Annotated in this window: 15 protein-coding genes; 10 read left to right on the top strand and 5 right to left on the bottom strand. The window is 72.4% G+C overall.

Annotated features, from left to right (window positions below):
- Nucleotides 1-43: 43 nt before the first annotated feature.
- The gene (locus tag ACXET9_RS09475) at nt 44-1,294 is read left to right on the top strand and encodes a hypothetical protein (protein WP_457886332.1); all 1,251 of its coding nucleotides are present in this window, start codon (nt 44-46) and stop codon (nt 1,292-1,294) included.
- A 57-nt stretch (nt 1,295-1,351) separates the two neighbouring features.
- Here ACXET9_RS09475 and ACXET9_RS09470 read toward each other — a convergent pair whose 3' ends face one another.
- Complete coding sequence (locus ACXET9_RS09470; RefSeq protein ID WP_457886331.1) at nt 1,352-2,113, bottom strand: DUF6270 domain-containing protein; 762 nt, start codon at nt 2,111-2,113, stop codon at nt 1,352-1,354.
- A 290-nt stretch (nt 2,114-2,403) separates the two neighbouring features.
- Between ACXET9_RS09470 and ACXET9_RS09465 the strand changes: the two genes are divergently transcribed.
- Nucleotides 2,404-3,552 carry a magnesium and cobalt transport protein CorA gene (locus tag ACXET9_RS09465; RefSeq protein ID WP_457886330.1) on the top strand — a complete coding sequence of 383 codons (1,149 nt, stop codon included), beginning with the start codon at nt 2,404-2,406 and terminating at the stop codon, nt 3,550-3,552.
- A gap of 183 nt (nt 3,553-3,735) precedes the next feature.
- On the opposite strand, the gene ACXET9_RS09460 is transcribed toward ACXET9_RS09465, so the two are convergent.
- The 4 genes from ACXET9_RS09460 to ACXET9_RS09445 form a co-directional block, all read right to left on the bottom strand.
- Nucleotides 3,736-5,607, bottom strand: coding sequence for a collagen-binding domain-containing protein (locus ACXET9_RS09460; RefSeq protein ID WP_457886329.1), 1,872 nt, complete (start codon nt 5,605-5,607; stop codon nt 3,736-3,738).
- A gap of 395 nt (nt 5,608-6,002) precedes the next feature.
- On the bottom strand, nt 6,003-8,150 hold the full coding sequence (locus ACXET9_RS09455; protein ID WP_457886328.1) for a hypothetical protein: 2,148 nt from the start codon (nt 8,148-8,150) through the stop codon (nt 6,003-6,005).
- Between the two features lie 132 nt (nt 8,151-8,282).
- Entirely contained in the window at nt 8,283-9,077 is a 795-nt protein-coding gene (locus tag ACXET9_RS09450; RefSeq protein ID WP_457886327.1) for a FadR/GntR family transcriptional regulator, read from the bottom strand.
- Nucleotides 9,074-10,006: an SDR family oxidoreductase gene (locus ACXET9_RS09445; RefSeq protein ID WP_457886326.1), complete on the bottom strand. Its 933-nt coding sequence runs from the start codon at nt 10,004-10,006 to the stop codon at nt 9,074-9,076. Before ACXET9_RS09445 ends, ACXET9_RS09450 begins: the two co-directional genes overlap by 4 nt.
- A 66-nt stretch (nt 10,007-10,072) precedes the next feature.
- Here ACXET9_RS09445 and ACXET9_RS09440 point away from each other — a divergent pair, with 66 nt between their 5' ends.
- The 8 genes from ACXET9_RS09440 (at nt 10,073) to ACXET9_RS09405 (ending at nt 21,496) form a co-directional block, all read left to right on the top strand.
- On the top strand, nt 10,073-10,912 hold the full coding sequence (locus ACXET9_RS09440) for an SDR family NAD(P)-dependent oxidoreductase (RefSeq protein ID WP_457886325.1): 840 nt from the start codon (nt 10,073-10,075) through the stop codon (nt 10,910-10,912).
- An 84-nt stretch (nt 10,913-10,996) separates the two neighbouring features.
- Nucleotides 10,997-13,054: a glycosyltransferase family protein gene (locus ACXET9_RS09435; RefSeq protein WP_457886324.1), complete on the top strand. Its 2,058-nt coding sequence runs from the start codon at nt 10,997-10,999 to the stop codon at nt 13,052-13,054.
- A gap of 228 nt (nt 13,055-13,282) precedes the next feature.
- Entirely contained in the window at nt 13,283-13,870 is a 588-nt protein-coding gene (locus ACXET9_RS09430; protein WP_457886323.1) for an HdeD family acid-resistance protein, read from the top strand.
- Between the two features lie 210 nt (nt 13,871-14,080).
- Nucleotides 14,081-14,638: a YdeI/OmpD-associated family protein gene (locus tag ACXET9_RS09425; protein ID WP_457886322.1), complete on the top strand. Its 558-nt coding sequence runs from the start codon at nt 14,081-14,083 to the stop codon at nt 14,636-14,638.
- Nucleotides 14,635-16,350 (top strand): hypothetical protein, encoded by a 1,716-nt coding sequence (locus tag ACXET9_RS09420; RefSeq protein WP_457886321.1) that lies wholly within the window; start codon nt 14,635-14,637, stop codon nt 16,348-16,350. The genes ACXET9_RS09425 and ACXET9_RS09420 overlap by 4 nt, the downstream gene beginning before the upstream one ends.
- Before the next feature lie 269 nt (nt 16,351-16,619).
- Complete coding sequence (locus ACXET9_RS09415) at nt 16,620-17,930, top strand: hypothetical protein (protein ID WP_457886320.1); 1,311 nt, start codon at nt 16,620-16,622, stop codon at nt 17,928-17,930.
- Nucleotides 17,931-18,138: 208 nt separating this feature from the next.
- Nucleotides 18,139-19,398 carry a LacI family DNA-binding transcriptional regulator gene (locus ACXET9_RS09410; RefSeq protein ID WP_457886319.1) on the top strand — a complete coding sequence of 420 codons (1,260 nt, stop codon included), beginning with the start codon at nt 18,139-18,141 and terminating at the stop codon, nt 19,396-19,398.
- Between the two features lie 469 nt (nt 19,399-19,867).
- Entirely contained in the window at nt 19,868-21,496 is a 1,629-nt protein-coding gene (locus ACXET9_RS09405; RefSeq protein ID WP_457886318.1) for a family 43 glycosylhydrolase, read from the top strand.
- Nucleotides 21,497-21,498 lie beyond the last annotated feature (2 nt).

Below are 21,498 nucleotides of genomic sequence, written 5' to 3'. Positions count from 1 at the left end.
GTACATAGAGTATGGCGGAGCATCGTCGACCCGAGGAGTATCCGTGGACCATCCGCGCCGCTCGATCCTCGCGCGCCTCGGCGCGGGCGCGCTGCTCGCGACCGCCGCCGTGGGCCTGCCGGCCCTCGCGCTGAACAGCGCGACGGATCCGCTGCTGCCCGCCGCGATCGCGGCCGACGACGTCTGCGTGGCCCCGCGCCTGTCCGCCTCCCCCGCGACGATCGCGCCCGGGGAGACGACGCGGATCTCGGGCAGCTGCTTCGGGACCGACGAGCGCGCCCAGGTGACCGTCCTCGTCGACGGCGCCCCGGTCGGCCAGGCCCAGACCAGCCCCGACGGCGGCTTCAGCCTCGTCTACACCGCCTCCGGCCTGTCCGAGGGCTCCCATACGGTCACGGCCACCATCGGCGGCGCATCGGTGAACGGCGCCAGCACCGACCTCGTCGTCACCGCCCCCGCCGAGCAGCCCACGGAGGAGCCGACCGAGGATCCGACGGAGGATCCGACGGAATCGCCCACCGAGGAGCCGACGGAGCAGCCGACCGAGGACCCGACCGAGTCGCCCACCGAGGATCCGACGGAATCGCCCACGGAGTCGCCGTCGGAGTCGCCCACCACGACGCCGACGGAGGATCCCTCCACCGCGCCGACGGAGGAGCCGACCGAGGATCCCACGGAGAGCCCGACGACGGAGCCGTCGGCGACGCCGACAGACGATCCGACGACGACGCCCACCGAGGATCCGACGACGGCTCCGACCGAGGATCCGACGCAGAGCCCGACCATCGCGCCGACCACGGACCCGTCGACCGCACCGACGACGGAGCCCACCGGCTCCCCCTCGACCGGCACGCCCTCGACCGCCGCCCCGACGACGCCGACGGACGGCGCGTCCACAGCGCCCGCCGGGTCGGATGATCCCACCGGCGCGGCGGGCACCCCGTCGACGGAGCCTGCCGACGGCGCGGCGACGTCCGACAGCCCCACCGGCGGCAGCTCGACCGACGGTGCCTCGTCCGGCGGCAGCTCGTCCGGCGGCAGCTCGTCCAGCGACGGTTCGGCCGTGAGCAGTTCGACGAGCGATTCCGTGCGCACGGCCGGCAGCCTGCTCGCCGCGATCACCGGCCAGAGGCTCTCGAACGTCGGGGAGCCGGCGGATGGCGCGTCCGACGATGCCCTCGCGGCGACGGGCGCGGAGATCGCCGTCGGCGCGATCGCGGCCGTGGTGCTCATCGGGGCCGGGGTCGGCCTCGTCATGGTCACACGGCGCCGCGGGAAGGGCCCTCAGGACTGACCTGCGGGGGAGCTGGCCTGCGGGCGGATCGTCCGCGTCCGCGAGCGCCGCGGGGCGTCAGGCCTTCTCGATCTCCTCGAGGACCCGGCGGATGATCTCGTCGTACACGTCCTGCGTGTAGTGGAAGGGCGCGAGGCCCCAGCGATGCTCGGGGTCGGCGAGGACCCCGAGGGGCTGCAGCTCGAGGAGCCGGAAGCCGAGCTCGCGCAGCAGCTCGAAGTAGCGGCGGTACGCCTCGTTGGCCTGCACGGCGGTGGTGCCCATGCTGACGGGGGTCTCCCGCCCGTCGGACGTGACCAGGGCCCACGGCACCTGCAGCACGACGGTCGAGGCGAACAGGCCGAGCTCCACGAGCTCGTCGCGCAGGGCGGTCGCGCGCGGGGCCCACAGCGCGAAGTGCTCGTCGGACCCGAAGGCGATGTGCCGGGCGCCGTCGACGACCTCGACGGCCTCGGGCACGGCGAGCAGGTCGATGCTGCGGGTGACGACGGTGCCGTCGTCGAAGACGTGCACGCCGTGGCGCTCATCGGTGAGGTCCCACAGCAGCAGGTCGGTGCGGTAGGCGACGGCGGAGAGGCGCTCGGTGAGGTCCCCGGCGAAGTCGGACTCCATCATCCGCTGCTGGAAGCGGTGGGCGATCTGGGCGCCCGCGGGGAACCGCTCGGAGGCGTCGGTGTCGGCGGAGATCAGCGACTGGCGGGCGATGTAGTCGGTGACCACGAGGCGGTCCCGGCCGGCCAGGTCGACGGCGTCACGGGCGACGCAGCTGCCGTACACGGCGACGCGCAGCCGATCATCGCTGCTTCCCGAAGCGCTCACGAACATCCTTCTGGTCTGCGGCTCGAGGGGCTCCGGACGTGCGGCGACCGCAGTGCAGGGGTCCACCCGAGGTCCGGCCTCCAGGGTGCGGACGCCGCAAGATTACCCGCGCCCCCGCCCGTCGGCATCGATCGCAGTGCTGTCTGGGCAGGACGTCACATCGGGACGGACCGGTTCCCGAGCGCCGCGCGGATGCTCCGCCGGATAAGGTCAGGACGCTCTGCGTCGAGCAATGGCGTCGAGCAGCGGCATCGAGCAGCGACTTCGAGCACGGTGGAGGACGGACGGCGATGGCACACTTCCGGCAGAGCGGGCTGCCCGCTCCTCTGAGCCCCCTCTCCGTCCGACGCCCTGCGCCCGTCCCGGCGCACGCCTCGGCACCGGTGCTCACCCGCAGGATCGTCGACGGCGTGCCCGGCGAACCGCTGCACGACGAGCCCTTCGACGCCACGCTCGCGTTCTGCGCGGAGGCTCCCGACCGGATGGCGCTGACCATCGTCCCGGAGCCGCATCCCGAGACGATCGCGGCCCTGGCCACGTCGTGGGCCCTGCACCCGCTGCTCGTCGAGGACCTGCAGGAGGCCTCCCAGCGCCCCAAGCTGGAGCGCTATGACGACACGCTCTTCGTCGTGGCCCGCTCGGCCCGCTATCTCGACGCGAAGGAGGAGGTCGAGTTCAGCGAGTTCCATCTGCTGATGCGCCCCGATGCCCTCGCGGTGATCTGCCAGGACGGCCGTCTGCCCGACGGTGCAGTCCTGCCGCGGGGCCACCGCTCGTCGGGCGCGGCGGCAGGTGAGCCGTCGGGAGCGGCGGCGGAGGCCTCGGTCATCGATGCGAGCACGCCGCTCCTGCGCAGCCCGGAGCTGCTGCGGCTGGGCCCCGAGGCGATGCTCTACCAGCTGCTCGACACGATCGTCGACGGCTATCTGCCGGTTCTCGACGGGCTCCATGTCGACCGCGAGCAGATCGAGCGCCAGGTGTTCAGCGGGGACGCCGCCGCGACCGAGCGCATCTACCACCTGAGCCAGGAGGTGATCGACCTGCTGCATGCGTCGACCGCCCTCTCGCGGGTGCTGCTGGGGCTCGAGCGGGGCGCCGAGAAGTACGGCATCGACGAGCAGATGCAGGCCTACCTCCTCGACGTCGCCGACCACCTCAGCCAGGTCATCGGCGATGCGAAGGAGCTGCGCGACGCGCTCTCCCAGATCCTGCAGGTCAACGCGACGCTCGTGGCGCAGCGGCAGAACGACGACATGAAGAAGATCTCCGGCTGGGCGGCGATCCTCTTCGCCCCCACGCTCATCGGCGCGATCTACGGCATGAACTTCGATGCGATGCCGGAGCTGCACTGGACCTACGGGTATCCGCTGGCCGTCGGCGCCATGGTCGGGCTCGGCGCAGCGCTCTACGGCGTCTTCCGCTGGAAGAAGTGGATGTAGCGGCGGATCCCCGACGCGAGCCGCGGAGCCAGCGGGCGGACGCAGGGCCGACGGGCGGACGCAGGGCCGACGGGCGGACGCAGGGCCGACGGGCGGACGAAGGAGAGCCCGGCTGCATCGGTGCAGCCGGGCTCTCCCGGTGATGATCGACCGTCCGCCGAGGTCGATCACGATGCGTGCCGCTCAGACTCGGCGGCTCCGCACGACCATGAGGACCGCTCCTCCGACGAGGAGCAGACCCGCTGCGATGCTCAGCGGCACCGCAACGTTCGTACCGGTCTTCGCGAGCTCCTCGCCGGAGTCCGCCGAGGTGGCCTCGGAGGACTCGGCCGGCGCCTCGCTGCCGGTGGAGTGGGTGGTGGGTGCAGGCGTCGTGGACTCCGACGCGGCAGGCTGCTCGTCGCCGACGGTGAGCTCGACGACCGCGCCCTCGCCGGTGACCTCGACCGAGGTGCCGCCCTCGGTCTCCGGCGTCACCGTCTCTTCGGTCCCGTCGACCTCGGGCTCGTCGACCTCGGTCCCCTCGGTCGGGGCCTCGTCGCTCGGCTGCTCTCCCTCGTCACCGTCTCCAGCCTCCTCGCCGGACTCCTGCTCCGTATCCGCCACCGGGGTCTCCTCGGTGCGGTCCTGCTCGTCGGTCACCGGGGTCTCGTCCTCGGTCACCGGGGTCTCCTCGGCGGGAGTCTCCTCAGCCGGGGTCTCCTCCGCCGGAGTCTCCTCCGCCGGAGTCTCCTCCGCCGGAGTCTCCTCCGCCGGAGTCTCCTCCGCCGGAGTCTCGTCGGCCGGGGTCTCCTCCGCCGGGGTCTCATCCTCCGTCACCGGGGTCTCGTCCTCGGTCACCGGAGCCTCCTCGGCAGGAGTCTCCTCAGCCGGGGTCTCCTCGGCCGGGGTCTCATCCTCCGCCACCGGGGTCTCCGGCTCGTCCTCGCCGAAGAAGTCCTCGAGGTGATCGCAGAAGTCGCGATCGAAGCCCGTCGGCGGGGTCACGACGGTGTCCTCGGCCGGAGTCTCCTCTGCCGGAATCTCCTCCGCGGGGGTCTCCTCCGCGGGAGCCTCCTCGACCGGGGTCTCGATCTCGGTCTCGGTCTCCGGGGTCTCCTCCTCGACCTCGTCGCGCGAGTGCTTGCCGTCCTTGCCGCCCTTCGAGCCGGTGTCGGTCGAGCAGGGCAGCTTGCCCTCGAAGTCGCGGTGCTTGAGCTTGCCGGAGCCCTTCTCGCTCGTGAACGAGGAGGAGTAGGTCTGGCCGGAGCTCTCGCCGCTGCCCGAGTAGGTGACGTCCGCGTCGGGAGCCCACACGGAGCCCTTGACGGGGCAGTCGAAGTCGACGGAGCCCGAGACCTCGGAGAGGTCGAACAGGACGTAGCCGGAGTAGCTGTCACCGTCGGTGGAGCCGCTGCGCTTGCTGGACGTGCCGTGCTTGCCGCTGCGCGTCGAGCTGCTCTTCTCCGAGGAGGAGGCGAGGGCGTCCAGGTCGATCTCCTCGACGACCTCGATGTCCTCGGACACGTGGATGATCAGGGGCGCCTCGGAGGAGGGGACGTAGCCGCCGGCCTGCGAGAAGTCGAGCTCCGCACCGACGATGTCCTCGTACTCGATGACGTTGGGGCGGTCCGTCGCGAAGCCGGAGAGGACCTTGGTGTCGCCGGAGTCCTTGACCTTCACGCGGTTGCACAGGTCCGAGTCGGCGTACAGCGCCTGGAGCTGCGCGGTGGTCTCGTCGACCTGTGCATCGAGGTCGCTGTAGATGATCTCGGCGTTCTGCAGACCGGTCGCGTCGGCGCCGTCCTCGGTGCCCGCGGACTCCGAAGACGTCGGACCGTTGGTGCGCGAGGTGCCGCGCGTGCTCGTCGACGTCCAGCCGCTCAGATCGAGCTCGCCGCTCGTGACGACGCTGTAGCCGTGGTTCGTGTCGAACGGATTGAACGTCTCCTGGCCGGCTTCAGCGCTGGCGCTTCCCGCGACGATCACGCCGGAGGCGAGGGCGACAGCGCCCAGCCCCGACAGTCCGTTCCTCCAGATGCGGCGCCCGCACAGCGCCTGCTCCTTGTTGCTCACTGAATGCCCTTCGTTATGGGGGAGGGATGACGAGAGTCCCCGGGCATGACGATGCGTGCCACCCACCACCGGGCACGCTCGCGCCTAGCACGGAATCCGCTGCGGAATCCGCACTTGACCTGCCGTAACACTCGTCGGACGGAGACTAGCCCAGAATTTTGCCGTCTCATGACAATCCACCGTCCGGCGTGCTCCCCACAGAAAGCCAACAGATCGGGCACGCCGCCGCACGCGAGCCGACTCCGCCGCTGAACGCGTGAGAAGACCCAGGTCAACGGACACTTCGGGCATTGTGAACGCGTATGACATCGGCGGGGGTTCTGGCGACTCAAGCCCTTTTTGTGGGGTCGCACACATTTGGCGCGTATGGACAGATCGCGCGCGCCGAGCCCGCGTCAGGACCTCGCGGACCTCCGGTCCAGGACCTCGACCTCGACGCCGTAGATCTGTGAGAGCGCTTCGACCTGGGACGATCCGACCGCGTCGTCGGCGATCAGGATCCGGATCCGGTCGGCGCGAGCGGCGATCGCGGCGCGTCGGACCATGAGCGGGAGGTCCCGCCAGGGCCCTCGAGCGGCGATGACGAACCGCGCGACCGGCGCAGAATCCCGCTCCTCGCCCGCGAGGAGCGCGGATCCGGCGGCGAGGAGGTCCGCGCGGAGGCCCTCCGCGCGGGGCACGACCGCCACATCGACCCGGGTATCGGCGGTGTCGATGCGAGGGTCCGCGGCGTCGGATCGACGGTCTGATGGACGACCCCGATCCCCCTCCGGGGCGACCTCCTCCGAGGCGTAGAGCACCTCGGTCCACGGCCGGTTCGCCGCGCCGAGCAGCGCGTAGGGCGTCGGCTCCGCCGCATCGCAGACCAGCGTCGCGGGCGCGGGAGGCGCCGACGGAGACGGCAGGACCTCCGATGTCTGGGGGCTCTCGGCGGCGCTCGCGTCCTCGACGAGGCGACACTCCGGCAGCGCTCCGGCGAGCATCCGGGCCTCGCCGTCGAAGGCGACGATCCGGGTGAGGGCCGCCGCCGGATGCAGCGCAGGATCCAGCCGCTGCGCCGGCCCGGTCGACCAGCGCGACACGGCATCGTCGGCCGACGGCGGATCGTCGGCCGCGAGCGGATCGGGCTCGCGCGTGAGGAGCTGGCGGAAGCGGGTGCCGCCGAGGTCGCCCTCGAGGTAGACGTTCGCGGTCGCGGGCAGGCCGCCCGGCAGGTCGGGGGCCGCGAGCTCCACGGTGAACGAGACGCCGTCGGCGCCGACGCTCGCCCTCAGGTCGGCGCACGTCAGCGTCCGCGGAGCCCGCTCCTCGGCCCGGCCGGTCGCGGCCGCCGCACCTGCCCGCGGCACCGCGACCGCCGCGTCGGCCACGTCGGCCGCTGGCACGTCGGCCGCCGTCGGCGCGTCCTCCCCCGCGGCGAAGGCGCGCAGGATCGACAGGACGGTGGGCAGGGACTTCTTGGCGACCGCGGCGTGATTGCCGTCGACGCGATGCTTGGTCAGACCGGGGGCGTCGCGGGCGAACTCGATCAGCGAGCAGTTCGAGTCCTGGTCGCTGTCGGTGTAGAACCAGTCGATGCGTCGGCCCTCGGCGAGGGCGCGGGGCAGCAGCTCCCCCGGCTGCTCGGCCTCCCACAGGTGCCGGTCGCGGTAGAGGCCGTGGCGCAGGACGGGCTTGGCCGCGTAGTACGGCAGGCTCATCTGCGGCACCACCAGCACCTGCCGGGCGCCGGGGAGGTCCCGGGCGGTGCGGGCCGCGATCGAGGCGCCCTTGGAAGAGCCGAACAGGAGCACGTCCTCCTCGGCGATCCCGTGGCGGCGTCGGACGGCGGAGATCGCCGCGGCGATCCGGTCGTGCAGGGGCCGACCGGCGTTGTCGGCGAGCATGTAGGTGCCGGCGACGCCGTAGCGGTCCTGGAAGCAGATCATCATCGTGTCGGCGAGCTGGGCGTCGGTGAGCGCCTTGAGGTAGCTGACCGCATAGGAGACGCGCCCGTTCCTCGGCGGGAAGCCCGGGAAGGTGACGATCAGGCGGGACGGATCCCGCGTGTTCCCGCGCACCGCATAGTGCAGGTCGCCGTGCCGTTCCACGTGGTAGCGACGGTCGTAGGAGTCCTGCTCGGGCGTCGTGAACGCCCCGGGTCCGATGGCGAGCTTGTGCTTCGCACGGATGTCCAGGGTGAAGTCGGCGGGGTCGTCGGAGCCGACGATGATGTTCCGGTACTCCAGCGGCGTCCCCTCGGGCGGCGCGGCGATCCGGTTGCCGTAGACGACCTCCCCGTTCTGCAGCAGGCGGAAGTCCCGGCCGATGAGCTTGCGCCAGCCCGTGATCGTCAGCCGCAGATAGTGCTGGCCGCGCGGCAGCGCCGGCGAGGCGACGCGCCGGAGCAGGTCGCCGTGGCCGCGCTCCTCGATCGCGCGGCGCGCTCCCGCGAGCGCTCCCCCGCTCTCGACGGCCCGGGCGAGCGCGCGACTGGGCCGGCTGTAGAGGGCGTCGCGGGCGGCGGTGCGCGCGGCAGCGCGGAGCGGGGAGAGACGGGACACCGGGGGTTCCTTCCGACGGGCTGGGCCACAGTAGTCCCGTCGGCGGCGGTGATCCTTCCTAGCTCCGCATCGGTGCAGGTCGGCACGGGGTGGCGCGGCAAGGGAGCGGTGCGGCGGCTGATGGACGCCCCGTCAGGGCTCCTCCGTCCGCTCCACGATCTCCCGCATCGCGGCCGACGCCGCCGTCTCCTCGCCCGCCAGGATCGCGTCGACGGTCTGCCGGTGCAGGGCGAGGTCGTGCGGGTCGGGCGGGAGGTCGGCGCGCTCGCGGAGGGCGCGGGAGCGCAGGCCCTCGTCGATCACGGCGCCGAGGCGCGCGAACAGGGCGTTCCCGGAGAGGCCGAGGATCGCCGCGTGCAGGGCGCGGTCGACGTCGAGGAAGGTCTCGGCCTCGGTCCCGGGCGGCAGGGCGGCGAGGGCGCGCGCGGCGGACTCCAGCGCGGCGAACTCCTCCGCGGGCGTCCGCCCCTCGCGGACCGCCCGTGCCGCGGCGGCGGCCGCCGCCGGCTCCACGGCGTGACGGAGCGCCCGCAGCTCGTCCCCCGCGGCCGCGGCATCCGCGGCGGGACCGGCCATGCGCCAGCGGATCAGGTGCGGATCCAGCACCTCCCAGTCCTCGCGCGGCAGGATCCGCAGGCCGACGCGCCGCCCCGCCCGCAGCATCCCCAGCATCCCCAGCACCCGCGTCACCTCGCGCACCACGCTGCGCGAGGCGCCCGTCCGCTCGACGAACCCCTCGACGGTGTCGATGTGCCCGGCCGGCAGGTCGCCGTCGACGATCGCCTGGCCGAGCTGCTCGAGGGCGCGCGCGAACGCCGTCGCTCCGGCGCCCGCCCGCCCGGCCGACGCCGGCCCGACGGCGGCGCGCTCGTCGGCGGCGCGTCCGACGGCGGCGCGCTCGTCGGCGGCCTGCTCGTCGGCGCTCATGCCTGCGCGACGGGCGAGATGACGAGCTCGTCGATGCGCACGTGCGGCGGGGAGTCGAGCACGAACGCGACCGCGCGGCCGACGTCGGCCGGATCGAGCATGACCGCGCGGGCCTCGGCGTCCGGCACCTCGGGCCGCTGGTCGAGGAAGTCGGTGGCGACGTCCCCCGGGCACAGGTGGCAGGCCCGCACGCCGTGGCCCGCCTCCTGCTGGTTGAGGGTGCGCAGGAGCGAGCCGACGGCGGTCTTGCTCGCCGAGTAGGCGACCCCGGCGCCCGGCTGGAACGACCAGCCCGCATAGGAGGAGATCGCGACGACGACCCCGCCGCGGCGGCGCAGGTGCGGGAGCGCCGCGTCCACGGCGACGGCGATCGCCGTGAGGTTGGTGGCGATGATGGCCTCGACCTCGTCGAGGTCCTGGTCGTCCCAGCGCCGACGGGGCGCGTTCAGCCCCGCGGAGAGCACCGCGGCGTCGAGTCCGCCGCATCGCTCGACGATCTGCGCGACGGCGTCCGCGACGGCCGTCCGGTCGCGCGCGTCCAGGGGGATCGCCAGGGCGCGTCCGCCGTCGGCCTCGATCGCGGCGACGACCTCCTCGAGCGCGGCCCTGCGCCGCCCGCTGACGACGACGGTCCAGCCGGCCCGCGCCGCCGCGAGCGCGCTCGCCCGGCCCATGCCGCTGCCGCCGCCGGTGACCCAGAGCGTCCGCGCGCGGGCGGGCGCTGGATCCGACGGCTCCGTCACGGGGACGGGGGCAGGCGCAGGGAGGGGCGCCGAGGCGGGCCCGGATACGGCGGCGGTGGCAGGGGTGGCGGCCGCTGCGGCGGCGACGGCGGTGGCAGGGGTGGCGGCGGTGGCAGGAGCGGCAGCGGCGGCGGTGCTTGCTGCGGCGGGCGGGCGCGGGGCCCGGGGATGGTCGACATCGTCCATGAGCCCAATAGTATGCTTTTTGAGGACGGTGGTCGACGGCGATCCCGCGGACGAGGAGAGAACGCGATGGAGCTGGATCTGAGGGAGAAGGTCGTCCTGGTCACGGGCGCCGGACAGGGCATCGGCGCGGTCATCGCCCGCCGCTTCCAGGCCGAGGGAGCGCGCGTCGTCGCCCTCGACCTCGCCTTCCCCGACCGCGCACCGGTCGACGCCGCAGCGTCGGCCGACGCCTCCCCCGCAGCGCCGAGCGACGACCGCGCGGCGGGCCCGGCCGACGCCGCCCCCGCGCATCCGATCGACGAGCTGGTCTGCTCGGTCACCGATCCCGAGGCGGTGCGCGCCGCGGTCGACGAGGTCGTGCGCCGTCACGGGACGATCGACGTCCTGATCAACAACGCCGGCATCAACGTCGTCGGGCAGGTCGAGGAGCTCGACTGGGAGCGGTGGCGGGCCTGCTTCGACGTGAACGTCGGCGGGGTGTTCCTCCTCAGCCGCGCCGTCGCCCCGATCATGAAGGCGGCCGGCCGCGGCCGGATCCTCAACGCCGCCTCGTTCGCGGCGATCGTCCCGAGCGTCGGCAGCGCCGCCTATGCGGCCTCGAAGTCCGGCGTCGTGCAGCTCACCCGCGTGCTCGCCTCCGAGCTCGGCCCCTGGAACGTGACCGTCAACGCCTACGCCCCCGGCATGGTCCCCACCGCCATGAACGGCTTCGCCGACATGCCGCAGGACGACCAGGACCGCCTCCTGGACACGCTCTCGCTGCGCCGCTGGGAGACGCCCGACGACGTCGCCGACCTCCTGATCTTCCTCGCCTCCGACGCCGCCGCCTACATCACCGGCACCCTCATCGACGTCTCCGGCGGCAAGCTCGCCACCCAGATCCCCTCCCGCGCCCACGGCCGCTGACCAGGGGATATGCGCCCGCGCAAGAGCGTGCGCCTGCGCAACTAGGATGGCCGGGTCCCCCTGACCCGCTCCCCGGAGGTCCCCATGCCCTCGTCGCCCTCCCCGTCGGCCTCGCCGAAGCCCGCGCAGTCCTCGCGGACCTCGGTCGTCAAGGAGCTGCGCACGGCGCTGTGGCATCTGCGCAAGGGCGGGGTCTCCCAGCTGCGCACGTGGCGTCGCCGGCAGAAGCTGGACGGGTACGGCGTGGGCGACGGCCTCGGAAGCCGGGACGCGGACGGCCGGCTGTCCTTCCCGCCGGCGAAGCTGCCGAGCACCGCGCCCCGTACCGCGGGCACGACCCCTGCCGCAGGCACGACGACAGCCGCAGGCGCAGGAGCAGCCCCGGCGCTGCCGCATCTGCCGGGGCTGCGGGCCGCGGTGATCCTCGACGACTTCTCGATGCTGGCCTGGTCGTACGAGATGGAGACGGTGGCGGTGACGCCGTCGGGGTGGCGGGAGCAGCTGGCGGAGGCGCCGGTGGATCTGCTGCTGGTGGAGTCCGCCTGGCACGGCAACAAGGATGCGTGGCAGTACCAGCTGACGGGCTCGAAGGCGCCGACGGAGCCGCTGCGGGAGCTGGTCGCGCACTGCCGGGAGCAGGGGATCCCGACGGTCTTCTGGAACAAGGAGGATCCGCCGCACTTCGAGGATTTCCTGCCGACGGCGCGACTGTTCGACCAGGTCTTCACCACCGACGTGACGCTGCTGGACCGGTACCGGGAGGAGCTGGGGCACGACCGGGTCGCGGTGCTGCCGTTCGCGGCGCAGTCGGCGGTGCACAATCCGATCCGTCCGCGGCACGGGCATCAGGAGCGGGACGTGGCCTTCGCGGGGATGTACTTCGCGCACAAGTTCCCCGAGCGTCGCGAGCAGATGGACATGCTGCTGGGCGGGGCGATGGATGCGACGCCGGCGATGGAGAAGGCGGGCGGCACGGGCCTGGAGATCTTCTCCCGCTTCCTCGGCGACGACGAGCGCTACCAGTTCCCCGGCCGTCTCGCGGACCGGGTCGTCGGCTCGCTCTCGTACGACCGCATGCTCACCGCGTACAAGGCGTACAAGGTGTTCCTCAACGTGAACTCGGTGGTCACGAGCCCGTCGATGTGCGCGAGGCGGATCTTCGAGATCTCGGCGTCGGGCACGCCGGTGGTCTCGGCGCCGTCGCCGGCGATCGGCGACTTCTTCTCCGACGACGAGGTGCCGGTGGCGACCTCCCGCGAGGACGCCGCACATCTGGTGCGGGCGCTGGTGCGCTCCCCCGAGCTGCGCGATCGCACGGTGCACCGCGCGCAGCGGCGGATCTGGCATGAGCACACGTACACGCATCGGGCGCGGCAGGTGCTGGACGCCGTCGGCCTCGGCGAGCACGCCGCGGAGGTCGCGGGCCGACGGGGCCTGGTGGGCGGTGCGGGCCTGCCGACGGTGAGCGTGCTCGCGGCGACGAACCGTCCCGGCCAGCTCGACCATCTGGTCGAGCAGGTGGGTCGGCAGAAGGGCGTCGAGCGGCAGCTGCTGCTGGTCACGCACGGGTTCGAGGCCGACGAGCGGATCGGCGAAAAAGCCCGGGCGCTGGGGATCGCGAACGTGGTGGTGATGGCGGCGCCGTCGGACTGGACGCTGGGGGCGTGCCTGAACGCGGCGCGCGAGCGGGCCGACGGCGAGGTCTGCTCGAAGATGGACGACGACGACCTGTACGGCGAGCTGTACCTGCACGATCTGCTGCGGGCGCGCGAGTTCTCCGGCGCCGACGTCGTCGGCAAGCATGCGCACTACATGCATCTGGCCGGCGCCGAGGCGACGCTGCTGCGCTTCCCGTGGATGGAGCATCGCTTCACCGACCGCGTCATGGGGCCGACGCTCACGGCCGCCCGCGAGGTCTTCGCGGCGCACCCCTTCGCCGACGTCTCCCGCGGCGAGGACACGGGCTTCCTCGAGTCCGTCGTCGCGGGCGGCGGCCGCATCTATTCCGCCGACCGTTTCAACTTCACCCAGATGCGCCATGGCGAGGCCGGCGGGCACGCCTGGTCCGTCGGCGATCGGGAGCTCCTGGCGAGCGCCGACGTCGCATGGTTCGGCCGCAACGACGCGCACGTCATGATCTGACGGGCACGCCCGGCGGCGCGTGCGGCGCGCCCGTCGGCTCGCGCGGCGCCCGGCCTCATCCACAGCTGATGAACCCTGGGCGTCGACGGGGCGCGCACCTTCCCCCTCGACCACCGCGTTGCTAGGGTGAAGGAGCAGGCCGTCCGGGCTCCCCGACGGTCGGTCGGCGGCCCGTCCCGTGCCCCCGCGGATCGGGTCCTCCTCGCGCCCCACAGATCGGCGGTCCCCATGTCCGAGTCCCTATTCGCGAAGTCCGCGACGAACGCCATCCGCATCGCCCTCGGCATCGGCGGCGTCGCCGCGCTGATCGTCGGCATCCTCATCCTCGTGTGGCCCGGGAAGACCGCGATGCTCGTCGCCGGCATCATCGCCGTGTACGCGATCGTCACCGGTCTGGTCTACGCGGCCTCGGGGATCTTCTCGAAGTACAAGGGCGGCTGGTCGCGCGTCGGCCACATCGTCCTCGGCGCGATCTTCGTGATCGCCGGCATCGTCGCCTTCTCCAACCTGGGCCTGACCGCTGCGACGCTCGGCGTGCTCCTCGGGTTCCTCGTGGGCGTCATGTGGATCGTCGAGGGCATCACTGCCCTGACCACGGTCAAGGACTACACCTCGAAGACCCTGCCGATCGTCTTCGCGATCCTCAGCATCCTCGCCGGCCTGGTCCTGCTGTTCTCGCCGCTGTTCGCGGTGCTCGTGCTGTTCTGGATCCTCGGCATCACGCTGATCATCCAGGGCATCGTGAACATCGTCCGCGCCTTCGCCTTCGGCGCCGAGCGCACGCCGGAGGCCGCACCCGAGACCGTCGTCGCCTGAGCCGGTCCCCCGCGAGCCGGCTCCGCGCCGGCTCCGCGCCGGATCCCTCGCCGACGAGCCCGCCGGGTCCGACGGGTCGCCCGACCCGCCGGATCTCGCGGGCCCGTCGTCGTAGGCTGGACGGCGCCCGACGCCGACGGGTCCGCCCGTCGGCCCGTCACCGGACCGCCGCCCGACCGCCCGACCACCAGACCGCCCGAGGAGCTCGCCATGGCCGCATCGACCGCATCCTCACCCCCGACCCCGATCACCGCGACCTCCGAGGTCGTCCGCGTGGGCGAGCGCCTGATCGTCCCGCTGCCGGCGGAGGCGTCCGCGCAGCTGCCCTCCCGCGGGCAGGTCGCCGCCGAGGCGGTGCTGAACGGGCACGAGCTCGCCCTCGTGGTCGAGCCCGACGGCCGCAAGGGCCACTGGCTGAACCTCGACGACGCGCTCCGCTCGGCCCTCGCCCTCTCCCCCGGCGACGCCGTCGAGATCTCCCTGACGCCGACGAAGGCCTGGCCCGAGCCGGAGGTCCCCGCGGACCTCGGCGCCGCGCTGGACGCCGCCCCGGACATCCGGGCGACCTGGGCGGACATCACGCCGATGGCCCGCTGGGAGTGGGTCCGCTGGGTCGGCGCGACCCGCAGCGAGGCCACCCGCGCGAAGCGGGTCGAGGTGTCGATCGACAAGATGCGCCACGGCAAGCGCCGCCCCTGCTGCTTCGACCTGTCCTCGTGCACGGATCCGGAGCTCGCCCGCAGCGGGAAGCTCATCGGGCTCGAGTGAGCTCCGACCGCAGCCCTCGGCCCCGACCGTCGGCCGCGTCGATCGCGGCATCGGCGGCGCTCGTCGTGCTGCTGCTGTTCATGGCGGGCACGGCCAGCGGGTTCCCGCCGGCGCTGTTCGGCGAGGGCGGGTTCTTCCGCGGGGGCGACGGGTCCTCCGGGTCCGCGGGCTCGTCGGGCTCCGACGGCGGTTCCGATGCGGGGGCCGACGGGGCGTCAGCCCCGGATCCGTGGACGCTCACGGACCTGCCCGGCTATGACGCCGATCCGGGGCCGCTCGTGCTCGCGCCGCTCGCGGAGGCCGACGGCGAGACCGTGACCGCGGCCTTCGCCCTCGAGGCGGGGGCGGCGCCGATCGGCGGCACCATCGGGCTGAGCTTCGACGCGACGGAGCTGGCCTCGCCGCTGTGGGACGCGGAGCATTCGAACCTGACGCTGATGCTCGCGGAGCTGGGGTCGCCGGCGCTGCGCTTCGGCGGCAACGGGGTGGATCGTCGGATGTGGTGGACCTCGTCCGACGAGCCGGCGCCGGCGTGGGCGGAGGTCGTCGTCACCCCGGAGGATCTCGAGCGCGTCGCCGCGGTCGCCGACGACGTCGACGCCCTGGTCACGATCGATCTGGACCTCGGCCACGACGATCCTGCGCGCGCCGCCGACATGGCCGCCCATGCGCGCGAGATCTTCGGGGAGCGTCTGCTCGCCGTCGCGATCGGCAACGAGCCCAACGGCTTCTTCCACGAGAACCAGATGCAGCTCGCCGTGCGCGACGAGTCCTGGGGCACCGAGGCCTATCAGGCGTCGCTCGCGGAGTATGCGACGGCGCTCGAGGAGTCCTCCCCCGGCATCCCGATCGCCGGCCCCGGCGCCTACGACGCCGCATGGATGCGCGCCTTCCTCGCCGCCGATCTGCCGACGACGACCGCGCTGACGATGCATTGGTATCCGCTGTGGGACTGCGACGGCCCGGACTCGTCGATCGCGAACCCGACGGTCGAGGACCTCACCTCCCCAGCGCTGCGCGAGCGCGCCCGCGAGATCATCGGCATGGCCGACGGGATCGCCTCCGAGGCCGATCTGCCGCTGTGGATGGAGGAGACCGGGCCGACGTCCTGCCCGGGCACCAACGCCACATCCCGCACGCATGCGCAGGCCCTCTGGACCAGCGACTACACCCTCACCGCGGCGGAGTCCGGGGCCGAGCGCATCGCCTTCCACTCGACGCTGCAGGCCTGCCGCGGCGGCGCCCCGATGAGCCCGATCTGCGCGACCGGCCCCCTCGAGAACCCGGGCCTGATCACCGAGGGCCGCACCAGCTATCTCTCCCTCATGCAGCTGGGCACGTTGCCCGACGGGCAGGTCCTCACGCCCGAGGTCTCCGGCGACGGCACGGTCATGGTCCACGGCGTCTACGGCGACGACGGCTCGTTCACCGCGGTCATCGTCGACCTCCGCGATCCGGCGAGCACCGACGCAGCGATCGCCGTCGACCTCTCCGCGCCCACCGGTCTGCCCGACGACGCCCCGGAGAGCTGGACCCTCGCCGAGGGCTCCCGGCTCGCGGGCGATGCCCTCGACACGGAGGCCTCGACGCTGACGGCGCCGGCCGCGCTGGCCGGCGAGTACGCCGACGCCCCGCTCTCGTCCGCGCAGTCGCTCGCCGTGACGAGCGATCCGGGCACGGTCACCGTCCTCCGCTTCGCGGCGGTGGGGTGAGGCCTGAGGCTGACAGCGGCCAGCCGTTCTGCCTGCGTAAACACGGTGCTCTCTCTCGTTTTCGACTCCTTGTTCGAGGGTGTGGAGATTCTTCTGGACCCCGGGGAAGAGATGAGAAGCTGAGCGACATGACGTCGCCCGACCCGCATCAGATCCGCAGCGCGCTCCTCGACGCCTTCTCCGGCGACCTCACCGACGGTCGAGCTCGGTCGACGGACCTCTTCGCCCCGCAGCCGCACCATCGTGCGCTGCGACTCGACGCCGCTCTCGTGGTCGGCGGGCGCGGGACCGGGAAGACCTTCTGGACCTCGGCTCTGCGCGATGTGCAGGTCCGCCGCAGGCTCGGCACGGTGAACCGGGACCTGAATGCCACCGAGGTCCTCGTCGGGCACAGCGAGCTGCAGGACATCGCCGCCTATCCCGATCGACGAACCTTCGCACAGCTGCTGGAGCAGGGATACAACGCCGAAGATGTCTGGCGCACCGTCGTCCATGGCCTGCTCGCCGGCGCAGAATCCCCTCTCCGCATCGATGCGGCGGACTCATGGTCGTCACGCGTCGAGAAGGTCGCGTCAGCGCCCGAGAGCGTCGCCCGAGACATGGCAGCTGCTCAGCGACGCTTCTCCGATGCCGGCACCCACGCTCTCATCGTCTTCGACGCGCTCGATCGCATCTCCGCCGACTGGGATGCCGCTGATCAGATCGCCCGCGAGCTGCTCATGACAGCCCTGTGGATCAAACCGTTCAACAATCTCCACATCAAGGTGTTCCTCCGCGAGGACCAGTACGCGCGGACGATTCACGATTTCCCGGACGCTTCGAAGCTGAAGGCGACGGAAGCACGTCTCTCCTGGCGTCGCGAGGACCTGCACGGGATGCTCTGGAAGCGACTCATCAACACTCCCGGTGACAGCGGCGCACTGCTGCGGGACCTGGGTACCAACATCCCTGGAGGGTCTCCGTTCGTCGAGAACGACGGCATCTGGGAGGTCAGCCGCCCGACGGAGGCCACTCTGCGGGACCTGTTCGGCGCACTCGCCGGGCCGAGGATGGGCACCGGCTACCGCCGGGGCGTTCCCTATGTCTGGACGATCAGCCGCCTGGCGGATGGTCAGGGCGCGGCATCGCCGCGCTCCCTGCTGAAGGCGATGGAGTTCGCCGCGCAGGACTCCTCCACTCGCTACGAGGACAATCCGTTCCCGTTCGCGCTCCACTACGAGAGCATCAAGCGAGGCATCGGTGCAGCCTCCCAAAGCCGGGTGGCAGAGCTCAGCGAGGACTTTCCGTGGGTGAGTCCGATCGTCGAGACCCTCGGCGGCAGCGTGGTGCCGCTCGAAGAGGACGCGGTCATCCGCACCTTCTCCGAAGCCCATCTGGGAGGTCCCCTCGACGCGGTCGCAGCATCCGCCTCGCAATCGCTTCCCCCGGCGCACGCCGGCGACGGCTGGCCCGGCGTCATCGACGACCTCGAGAGCATCGGTGTTCTCACCCGCCGGACCGACGGCCGCATCGACATGCCGGACATCTATCGGATCGGGTACAACGTGCGCCGCAAGGGCGGTGTCGCTCCGCAGCGGTGAGCGGTCCGCAGCGGTGAGCGGTCCGCTTCAGGGACCAGCGATCGCTTCGCATCGGCAATGGGTTCCACAGCCGTGAGCATCCCCGCTGCTCGCTCTACGCTGACCCCATGGTTCATGACCTGCCTCGCCCCAGCCTCGAGGCCGATGACGCCGCACATCGGCACGACCCCGCGAGGATGGCGGCACCGCAGACCATCGAGGAGATCCCGTGACCCGCAAGCGCGCCACCGTCTACGACGTCGCCGAGCGCGCCGGCGTCTCCATCGCGACGGTGTCCTTCGCGTTCCGGAAGCCGGAGAAGGTGCGCCCCGCGACCATCGAGGCCGTGCGCGCGGCCGCCGCCGAGCTCGGCTACGTCCCCTCGGCGAGCGCCCGCGGTCTCGCGAAGGGCCGCACGGGCGCGATCGGCCTGTATGCGTTCGAGTACCTGATGGATGACGACGAGGATGCCTCGTCCGCTGCCGCGGAGGCCGGTCGTCCCACGGGGGCGGTAGCGGGTTATCCCGCGGGGACGGGGCTTCCTGCAGCCGCCGATAGCCGAACGCTGACCGGTCCGCCGCCAGTCGTGACCGCCGCCCGGCTGTTCCCGCTCTACGCCGATGAGGTCCAGCGCGGCATCGAGCTCGAGTGCAGGCGCCGGGGTCTCGCCCTCATGATCGGCACGGGCCGCCGCTCGACCGCCGATGCCGGCGGCGGAACCGGCGCAGGCCATGCCGGATCCGGTGCAGAGGCCGATCTCGGGTTCTCCCCGGTGGTCGATGTCGCCGGACGGGTCGACGCCCTCATCGCCTTCGCCCAGGTCATGCCCGATTCCGGCATCGATCACGTGCTCTCGCGGATGCCGGTGGTGGAGTTCGGCGGCGAGGTCGCGACGCCCGGGCTGAACACGGTCTCGGTGGACAACGCGGGAGCGATGACCGAGCTCGTCGAGCACCTGCTGGACGTCCACGGCGTCCGGCGCTTCGCCTATCTCGGGCCTTCGGGCTCTCCCGAGCAGAACGCTCGACTCAGCGCCTTCTCCGCCGTGCTCCGCTCCCGCGGTCTCGAGGTTCCGGTCCCGCTCGAGAGCAGTCCCGGGCTCGAGGACCTGACCCGCGCCTCGGTCGCCAGACTGCTCTCCGGCGACTCGTCCGCCGGGGCCGCCGGGGCCACCGGGGCCACCGGGGCCGATTCTCTGCCGGAGGCGATCGTGTGCGCGACCGATCAGGAGGCCCTGGTCGTCCTCGAGGAGCTGGCCGCCGCCGGGGTCCGCGTCCCTGAGGACGTGCTGGTCACCGGCTTCGACGGCATCCTCGCCGGGCGCCTCTCCTCCCCCACGGTGACGACGATGCGCCAGCCCATGGAGGAGATCGGCCGGGCCGCGGTGCAAATGGTCGCCGCCCGCATCGAGGACCCCTCCCTCGAGGTCGAGCACCGCACCTTCCCGGCAACCCTCCTCCTCGGCGCGAGCTGCGGCTGCAGGGCCTGACCGGCTATACCGGCTCGACCAGGCCGACCAGGTCAACCGGCTCGATCTGCTCGACCTCACCCACTCGCCTGACCTGTCGACCTGGCTGACTCACCTGACCCGGCCGACCCACCTGACCCGGCTGACCCTGCCGATGCCTCCCTCCGCGTGCCCCGCAGCCTCTCCTCTCGCCGATGGCCTGCGAGCCTGTCCACGAACGGGATGTGAGGAGCATCTGCCCTGCTATATGCAAGGCGCGTGCCGCTGAGCGCCCGTTCGCTGCCACCCGTCCCCACCGCCACCCCCAGATCCGCCCGATCTGCCGGACCTCGTCGCCCCGAGGGGTGGCCAAACGAGAATCTATGCGCTTAAATCAGTGCCGTCAGCGCCTCAGCGCCCCACCCTCCGCCCACCCCGTACCCCGTACCCCGTACCCCGCACCCCGCACCCCGCACCCCGCACCCCGCACCCCGAATCGAGCCGAGCCCCCATGCCCCTGGCCTCCACCGCTCCCACCGCTCCCGCCCCCGCCGAGCACTCCCCCGAGGTCTCCTCCGCCGAGCATCCCGTCATCCCCGGCTTCCATCCGGATCCGTCGATCTGCCGCGCGGGCGAGGAGTTCTTCCTGGCCGCGTCGTCCTTCGAGTACCACCCGGGGGTGCCGCTGTTCCGCAGCACCGACCTGACGCACTGGGAGCTCGCCGGTCATGCGCTGACCGATGACCCGGCATTCCCGGCGGGCCGGGCCGGGGCGAACGGCGGCGTGTACGCCCCGACGCTGCGCCACCACGACGGCCTGTTCTGGATGATCACGACGGACGTCTCGGGCGGCGGCGGGCAGCTCGTGACCTCGGCGCCCTCGATCGAGGGGCCGTGGGGTCCGGCGCGTGTGATCCCGGGGATCATCGGCATCGATCCGGATCTCTTCTGGGATGAGGACGACACCTGCTACGTCACCTACAGCTCCAATGATCCTGCGGCGCCGGACATCGCACAGGTCCGCGTGGATCTCGAGGCGGGGACGATCATCGGCGAGCCCGCGACGATCTGCCACGGCACGGGGATGGCCTACCCGGAGGGTCCGCACATCCTCCGCCGCGGCGACTGGTTCTACCTGCTGTACTCCGAGGGCGGGACCGAGCGCGGGCACTGCGTGTCGATCGCCCGCGCACCCCGGCCCGATGGCCCGTTCACGCTGCTCGAGCAGAACCCGATCCTGACCCGCCGCAGCACGGTCTTCCCCGTCCAGAACACGGGCCATGCCGACATGGTCGAGCTCGCCGACGGCTCCTGGGCCATGGTCTACCTGGCGGTTCGCGCCCGCGGCGGCACCCCGATGTTTCACGTGAACGGCCGTGAAACCTTCGTCGCCGGCATCGAGTGGTCGGACGACGCCTGGCCGACGGTCGTCCCCGACGCCTTCTCCTTCGTCCCGACTCCGACGGCGTTCGCCCTCGATGCCACCGGCCCCACGCTCCCCCTCCGCTTCACCTCGCCGGGCGCCGCGCTCGCGGACTTCACGCGCATCGTCCCGGGCGAAGGCGTCGAGATCTCGCCGGCGGAGACGGCGAACCGGGCCCCGTCCATGCTGGCCCTGCGCGCCACCGATCTCGCCTGGCGCTACGAAGCCGATCTCGCTGCCGCGTCGGAGGGTGCCGCCGTCCGCCTCCGGATGGACGAGTCCCACTATGCCGAGCTGCGCGTCGAGGACGGCCGCGCCCTCCTCCACGTCCAGATCGGTCCGGCCTCGCTGCGCACTCTTGACGAGGTCCCCCTCGGCGCTGCTCCGACGTTCCGCATCGAGGCCGTCGAGGCGACGCATGGCGGACCCGATGACCTGATCTTCACCGTCATCGACACCCCCGGCACCGGCACCAGCACCAGCACCGATCACACCGCCGGCGCCTTCGACGACCCCGCCTCCGATCCCGGCCGCACCGCCCGCGAGCTCGGTCGCATCGACGGCCGCTACCTCTCGACCGAGGTCGCCGGCGGCTTCCTCGGCCGCACGATCGGCGTGCGGGCGGTGAACGAGCCGGTCATGGTCACGGCGATCCGCTACACCCCGATCGCCGGACAGAACACGAACGCCGACGGCCTGATCGACTCCTCCCTCTGACA

Source organism: Brachybacterium netajii (SeqCode), assembly GCF_054114245.1.
The sequence above is the reverse complement of the archived record's forward strand: the minus strand, read 5'-3'. Positions and strand labels throughout refer to the sequence as shown.

What these genes read in the sequence shown, in the direction of transcription:
- ACXET9_RS09465 (WP_457886330.1), top strand. Translation starts at nt 2,404, where the DNA reads ATGGCACACTTCCGGCAGAGCGGGCTGCCCGCTCCTCTGAGCCCCCTC.
- ACXET9_RS09450 (WP_457886327.1), bottom strand. Translation starts at nt 9,077, where the DNA reads ATGAGCGCCGACGAGCAGGCCGCCGACGAGCGCGCCGCCGTCGGACGC.
- ACXET9_RS09445 (WP_457886326.1), bottom strand. Translation starts at nt 10,006, where the DNA reads ATGGACGATGTCGACCATCCCCGGGCCCCGCGCCCGCCCGCCGCAGCA.
- ACXET9_RS09440 (WP_457886325.1), top strand. Translation starts at nt 10,073, where the DNA reads ATGGAGCTGGATCTGAGGGAGAAGGTCGTCCTGGTCACGGGCGCCGGA.
- ACXET9_RS09435 (WP_457886324.1), top strand. Translation starts at nt 10,997, where the DNA reads ATGCCCTCGTCGCCCTCCCCGTCGGCCTCGCCGAAGCCCGCGCAGTCC.
- ACXET9_RS09430 (WP_457886323.1), top strand. Translation starts at nt 13,283, where the DNA reads ATGTCCGAGTCCCTATTCGCGAAGTCCGCGACGAACGCCATCCGCATC.
- ACXET9_RS09425 (WP_457886322.1), top strand. Translation starts at nt 14,081, where the DNA reads ATGGCCGCATCGACCGCATCCTCACCCCCGACCCCGATCACCGCGACC.
- ACXET9_RS09405 (WP_457886318.1), top strand. Translation starts at nt 19,868, where the DNA reads ATGCCCCTGGCCTCCACCGCTCCCACCGCTCCCGCCCCCGCCGAGCAC.